The organism is Micromonospora sp. M51 (assembly GCF_018070305.1).
Taxonomy (GTDB): Bacteria; Actinomycetota; Actinomycetes; order Mycobacteriales; family Micromonosporaceae; genus Micromonospora; species Micromonospora parva.
Window position 1 is genome coordinate 1 of sequence record NZ_JAGPXZ010000362.1, and the last position, 5,999, is coordinate 5,999.

4 protein-coding genes and 1 pseudogene are annotated in these 5,999 nt (G+C 70.0%); 4 read left to right on the top strand and 1 reads right to left on the bottom strand.

The features are described 5' to 3' along the window. The 3 genes and pseudogenes from KBX53_RS19305 to KBX53_RS19315 all read left to right on the top strand — a co-directional run. Nucleotides 1-243, top strand: a pseudogene (locus KBX53_RS19305) (ABC transporter ATP-binding protein); the annotation flags it as partial. Further along, nucleotides 240-1,217, top strand: a complete 978-nt coding sequence (locus tag KBX53_RS19310) for an ABC transporter permease subunit (RefSeq protein WP_210860827.1) — start codon at nucleotides 240-242, stop codon at nucleotides 1,215-1,217. The pseudogene KBX53_RS19305 and the gene KBX53_RS19310, both read left to right, overlap by 4 nt. A gap of 100 nt (nucleotides 1,218-1,317) precedes the next feature. Beyond that, nucleotides 1,318-2,547, top strand: a complete 1,230-nt coding sequence (locus KBX53_RS19315; RefSeq protein WP_210860828.1) for a serine protease — start codon at nucleotides 1,318-1,320, stop codon at nucleotides 2,545-2,547. 142 nt (nucleotides 2,548-2,689) lie between these two features. Here KBX53_RS19315 and KBX53_RS19320 read toward each other — a convergent pair whose 3' ends face one another. Beyond that, entirely contained in the window at nucleotides 2,690-3,658 is a 969-nt protein-coding gene (locus KBX53_RS19320) for an AEC family transporter (protein WP_210860829.1), read from the bottom strand. A 789-nt stretch (nucleotides 3,659-4,447) separates the two neighbouring features. Here KBX53_RS19320 and KBX53_RS19325 point away from each other — a divergent pair. Further along, nucleotides 4,448-5,999: glycoside hydrolase family 43 protein (locus KBX53_RS19325; protein ID WP_210860830.1), on the top strand; the 1,552-nt coding region annotated here is incomplete at its 3' end.

Consider the following 5,999-nt stretch of genomic DNA (forward strand, 5'->3'; position numbering starts at 1 on the left):
ACCCTCCTCGTCGAGCACCGGCGGCTCGTCGGCCCGCGCACGCCCACCGACCTCGACCGATCCGGCGCCGTCGTGGAGGCCGTCCACAGCGACCGCCACACGAGCCTGCTGGTACGCGACGGCGGGCTCCCGCCCGCGCCCGGGTGGCAGGCCCAGCCGGTCGCGCTGGAGGAGCTGGTGCTGGCGTACCTGCGTCGGCCGTCCGAGCCGAGCACCACCGTCCCGTCCGGGGTGCCGGCATGACGTGGTTGATCTGGCGCCAGCACCGGGCCGAGGTCTGCGTCCTGGGTCTGTTCGTCGGCATGTTCGCCGTCGTCCTGCTCGTGCTCGGGACGCAGGCCCACGACCTGTTCCCCGGCGGTCCCGCCGGGTGCGCGGGAGACGCCGGTGTCAACGAGGCCTGCGCGGCGTCCTTCCGCCGGCTCGACGAGGAGTACGGGTACGTCGAGAACCTCCTGGCGGGCTTCTATCTGGTCCCCGTCGTCATCGGTGCGTTCCTCGGTGCGCCGCTGCTCGCGCGCGAACTGGAGGACGGCACCTGGCAGCTCGCCTGGACGCAGGCCGTCCCGCGGATGCGCTGGTTGGCGACCAAGCTCGTGGCACTCGCCGGCGTCACCGTCGCGCTCACCGGGATGTTCACCGCGGTGCTCACCTGGTTCCGTCAGCCGTTCGACGCCTGGGAGGGACGGTTCCAGTACGACGCCTTCGACCTGGAAGGACTTGTTCCGGTGGCGTACGCGCTGTTCGCGTTCGGCGTCGCCACCGCCGCCGGGGCGATCCTGCGGCGCAGCCTGCCCGCGTTCGGCGTCGCGTTCGGGGCGTTCCTCGCCGCCCGGATGGCGGTGGCGCTGCTGGCCCGTCCCGCGTACGCCACGCCGCTCACCACCACGGAGCCGGTCGGAGTCGGCGGCACGACGGACCAGGCGGGGCGCCGGGCCGTGCCCGGCTTCGCCGACTGGGTGATCGAACGCGGCTACGTGGACGCCAGCGGGCGCAGGCTGAGCGGGACCGAGTACCACGAGCTGGAGGGCGCCGCCAACCGGGCCGGCGAGAACCTCAACCAGTTCCTGCACGCGCGGGGCATCCAGCGATTCGGGGTCTATCACCCGGCCGACCGGTTCTGGACGTTCCAGCTCATCGAGGCGGCGGTGTTCGTCGCCGTCGCGGCGATCCTGATCGGTGTGGTGGTGTGGCGAATACGGCGCCGGCTGATCTAGCGGCACCGCTATGACATAGATGGGATTATATCTCTTGCGTCATCTCAGGTAGGAAGACCGAAGGCACGTCTCGGTGCTGATTCCTGAGAAGGAGCGACAGATGAAACATGCCCTGCACCGCCTACGAACGGGGGCGGTCGCGCTCGCTGCCTGCACACTCGGGCTGAGCCTACTGTCGGTACCCGCCGCCGAGGCGTACTCGGTTGCCCCTCTCGCGCCATCATCCGAGCGGGCACCGGAATCGAACCAGTTCTCGGCAGAGGGTGTGACCACGATCGGCGAACTCCGCACCGTCGGCAGCTCGCTGTCCTACGCCCCCAACGGCGGGACACAGGTCATCCAGCACCCCGGCGCTACCTACATCAAGGTGCACTTCAGCTCACTGCGACTGGCCGAGGGCGACTACGTCACCGTGTCGAGCCGCGACGGCAAGGAGAGCTACCGGTACGACCGCCACCTGAACCGGGCGACCGGCTCGGACTACACCACCGACGGACAGCCGGGTTTCTGGGCGATGTCGGTGGACGGCGACACCGCAGTGGTGACACTGCACAGCAGCCGCCCCGCACGGGGCAGCGCGGCCACCATCGACCGGTTCTGGCGCGGATACGACCGCACCGAGGTCGCCGCGCACAACTTCTCCACCCAGTCCGTGTGCAGCACCGACGCCCGCCGCGACGTGGTGTGCTACCAGAACAGCCACCCCACCGAGTACGCCCGCGGCAGGGCGGTGGCGCGGTTGCTGATCAGCGGCGGTGGAATGTGCACCACCTGGCGGGTCGGCAACACCAACCGGATGCTGACGAACAAGCACTGCTTCTCGACGCAGTCCGCCGTGAGCGGCAGCGAGATGCAGTTCAACTACCAGTGCGCCACCTGTGGCGGTGCCAATCCCGGCGCCGGCACCAAGGTCAGCGGTGCCACCCTCTACAAGGTGAGCAGCGGCGGCTCCAGCCAACTCGACTACACCCTGTTCTCGGTCAACAACTTCGCCGCCATCCAGGGCTTCGGCACGCTGTACCTGGCGACCACCGCCACCAGCAACGGCACCCGGATCTACATCCCCGGGCACGGCGACGGCAGCCCGAAGCGGCTGTCGATCTACGAGGACGCCCAGAACGGCGCGACCTGCGCCGTCCGGAACGCGAACTACAACACCTGGAACATCAGCTACAGCTGTGACACCTCCGGTGGCAACTCAGGTTCACCGGTGCTGAACGCCAGCCACCGCGTGATCGCCCTGCACCACCTCGGCGGTTGTCCGTCGAACCAGGGCGCGAAGGCGCACCTGATCTACAACGAGATCGCCAGCCTCATCGACAACGGCTGAGAGGGTGAGCCGCCGACGCGCGCCCGGCGCCTTGGCGGCCCATCGGCATCCGTGCTGCCGTCCCGCTGGTCGTCGACGACGGCGGCCAGCGGGTCGGGCGCTCGCCGTACCGAGACGCATGCTGGACGGGTCAGCTCAGGCCCTAGCCGAGCAGCGTCGCCGCTGCGGCCACTGTGGCCAGTGACAGCGTCGTGGTCACCAGCACCGCCCGGTTGGTCACCGCCTCGCCGACGCCGTACTCCTGGCTGTAGATGAACGTGTTCTGCGCCGTCGGCAGGCCCGCACACACCACCACGGCGAGCAACTGTGGCGCGGACAGGTGCAGGGCCAGCCCGGTCACGTACGCGACGATCGGCTGTGCGACGAGCTTCAGCATGGTGATCACGGCCAGCTCGGCCAGCTCGGCCAGCCCGGCTGGCTCCGCCGGCTCCACCCGCTCCGCCGGCTCTACCCGCTCTACTCGTGTCGGCGCCGGAGCGTGCAGCGACGCGCCGAGCGCGACCAGCGCGGCCGGAACGGCGGCTGCCGAGAGCAGGGTGAGCGACGCGCCGGCCGCCGACGGCAGTCGCAGGCCGGCGGCCGAGCACGCGACACCGAGCAGCGATGCCAGGATCACCGGGTTGCGGACCGGCAGGGAGGCGATACGGCGGACGCGTACCCGCCCGGCCGGGTCGCTGTGCCGGTCCAGGGCGACCAGGATCACGGGCGTCACCACCAGCACCTGCAGCAGCACCACCTCCGCCAGGAACGACACGTTGCCGAGGACCTGCGTGGCGATCGGGATGCCGAGGTTCGCCGAGTTCACGTACCCGGCGGCCATGCCCCAGATCGGCCGTTCGCCGGGCCTGCGACCAAACAGCCAGCTCGCGCCGACCCACCCGAACCCGACGACCGCGACGGTGCTCACTGCGAAGGCGAGCAGCGAGCGGCCGTCGAACACGGACAGCGGCATTCGGGACAGGGCCAGGAACAGGGCGGCCGGCATCGCAAGCTGGAACACGAACCGGCCGAGCACCGACGCCGCCGCCTCGCCCAGCAGGCCCCAACGACAGGCCGCGTAGCCGACCGCGGTGAGAATCCAGATCGGTACGAACGCCGACACCAGGCTCATCCGGGTGTCACCGGTGGGCGGCCGTGGCGAGAATGTCGTCGGGCTGCCGCAGGGGGAGTGCGGTTCCGTCCAGGCCGCCGGACGGCCAAGGGTTGTTCACGTGTACGCCGATCGGGAGGCCACACGTTCAGCCTCGCATCCCGTTCGGACCGGGCAAACATCCCATCCGCGGCTGCGCGGGGCCATCACCAGCGCGCACGTCTGCCGCCGTCCGGTGCCACCCCCGCGTTACGCCCGCAGTGTCCTGGATGCCGTCCGGGCGTGCCGGTGAGAGGGCAGCAGATCGTGGCGGCATTAGGCGGCTGACAACGGTGGCGGCGGCCGGGGCCACGCAATTCTTCCGCCGCTGAATGATGTGAAACCGCAGCCAGTCGGGTGTCACACCACGATCGCCGCTTCGGCACGTTGTCGGGGCGGTGGCACCGCTGTCGGGGTGTCGTGGAGCGGACGCGACAGCACCGGTGGCGGTTGCCCGGTGGCCGTACCGGCCACCGTGTCCCGTGCCGTGCCGCCCGCCCGCACCTCTGGTCGGCAGGTCGCCTCACCACCGGATCTGGCCGGCTGCCAGCGGTGCCGGAGTGGGCCGCCCGGCCCCTAATTACGAAGCCTGCAAGAAGGTGGTGAAGGTGAACTATCGGAGCAACTTCCGGAAGCAAGCGACAGTGGACATGACGCGGCTGTACAGGCCAACGCCATTGTCACTAAGGTGTAATAGCGGCTAGTCTGTGCCGATCAGGCGATCGAACCTCGTCGAAACTTTCGACGAGGCTACCGTTACGGAGAAGCGAAATGACGACCGCAACAAAGAGTCCGGCAGCGGCCGGGCCCCACGGCGGCGAGGTGCCTGGCCGGCTGATCCGAAACCCGGTCCTTCCCGGCTTCAACCCCGACCCGTCGATCTTGCGCGTCGGCACTGACTACTACATCGCCACGTCAACCTTCGAGTGGTACCCGGGCGTCCGGCTGCATCACTCGACCGACCTGGTGCACTGGCGCCCGCTCGGTGGCGTCATCACCGAGCGGCGGCTTCTCGACCTGAGCGGAGCGGGCGACTCCAACGGCGTGTGGGCGCCCGATCTGTCCTATGTGGACGGTGAGTTTCATCTCCTGTACGCCGACGTGGCGAGCTTCGCCAGCGGATACTGGGATCCGCAGAACTATCTGGTGACCGCGAGCGACCTCGCCGGGCCCTGGTCGGACCCGGTCGTGCTGCACGGGCGCGGGTTCGACCCGTCGCTGTTCCACGACGAGGACGGCACCACCTGGATGCTGTCGATGGTCGCCGACTGGCGGCCGGGCCGTGACCGGTTCGCGGGCATTCAGATCCAGCAGTACGACCGCGAGGCCCGTCGCCTGGTCGGCACCGAGCGGACGATCTTCCAGGGAACCACCGCCGGCGTCACCGAGGCGCCGCACGTGTACCAGAAGGACGGCTGGTACTACCTGCTGACCGCGGAGGGCGGCACCTCCTGGACGCACCAGGCGACGATGGCCCGCTCCCGTAGCCTGTTCGGGCCGTACGAGGCCCATCCGGACGGCCCGCTGCTCACGTCGCAGGGCCGTCCCGAGCTGGAGCTGCAGAAGTCCGGCCACGGCAGCCTGGTGTCCACGCCGGACGGGCGTTGGTACCTGGCGCACCTGACGGCCCGGCCATACACCCCCCTCGGCCGGTGCGTGCTCGGCCGGGAGACCGCGATCCAGGAGGTGCACTGGCCGGAGGGGGAGTGGCCGCGCATCGAGGACGGGATACCGGCGGTTCTCGTACCCGTGCCGGGCGAGGCTGAGCCGGCGGCGGATCTGCCGGAGGAGCGCGACGACTTCACCGAGCCGGTGCTCGGCCCCGAGTGGTCGACGCTGCGCCGTCCCGCCACCGCGGACTGGGTGGATCTCACCTCGCACCCCTCGATCCTGCGGATTCACGGCGGCCAGTCACCGGTCGGCCGGCACCGTCCGAGCCTGGTCGCGCGTCGCGTCACCGCGCAGCAGTGCGAGCTGACGGCCGCCATGCGTTTCGAGCCGGCCAACTACCGCCAGCTCGCCGGCGTCACCGCCTACTACAACACCCGCAACTGGCACTACGCCTATGTGACCGCCGACGACGACGGCCAGCCGGTGCTCGAGGTGATGTCGTGCGACAACGGCCGGCGGGTCATGCACGACGCGTGCCACGTCGACCTGCCGAGCGCGGGCGACATCACGTTGCGGGCCACCTTCGACGGCCCGAGTCTGACCTTCGCCTATCAACTGGCCGGCGAGGCGCGCTGGGTCGAGCTGCCGGCAGAGCTCGACGCCACCATCCTGTCCGACGAGTACGCCGCGACCCTGGTCGATGGTGAGCCTG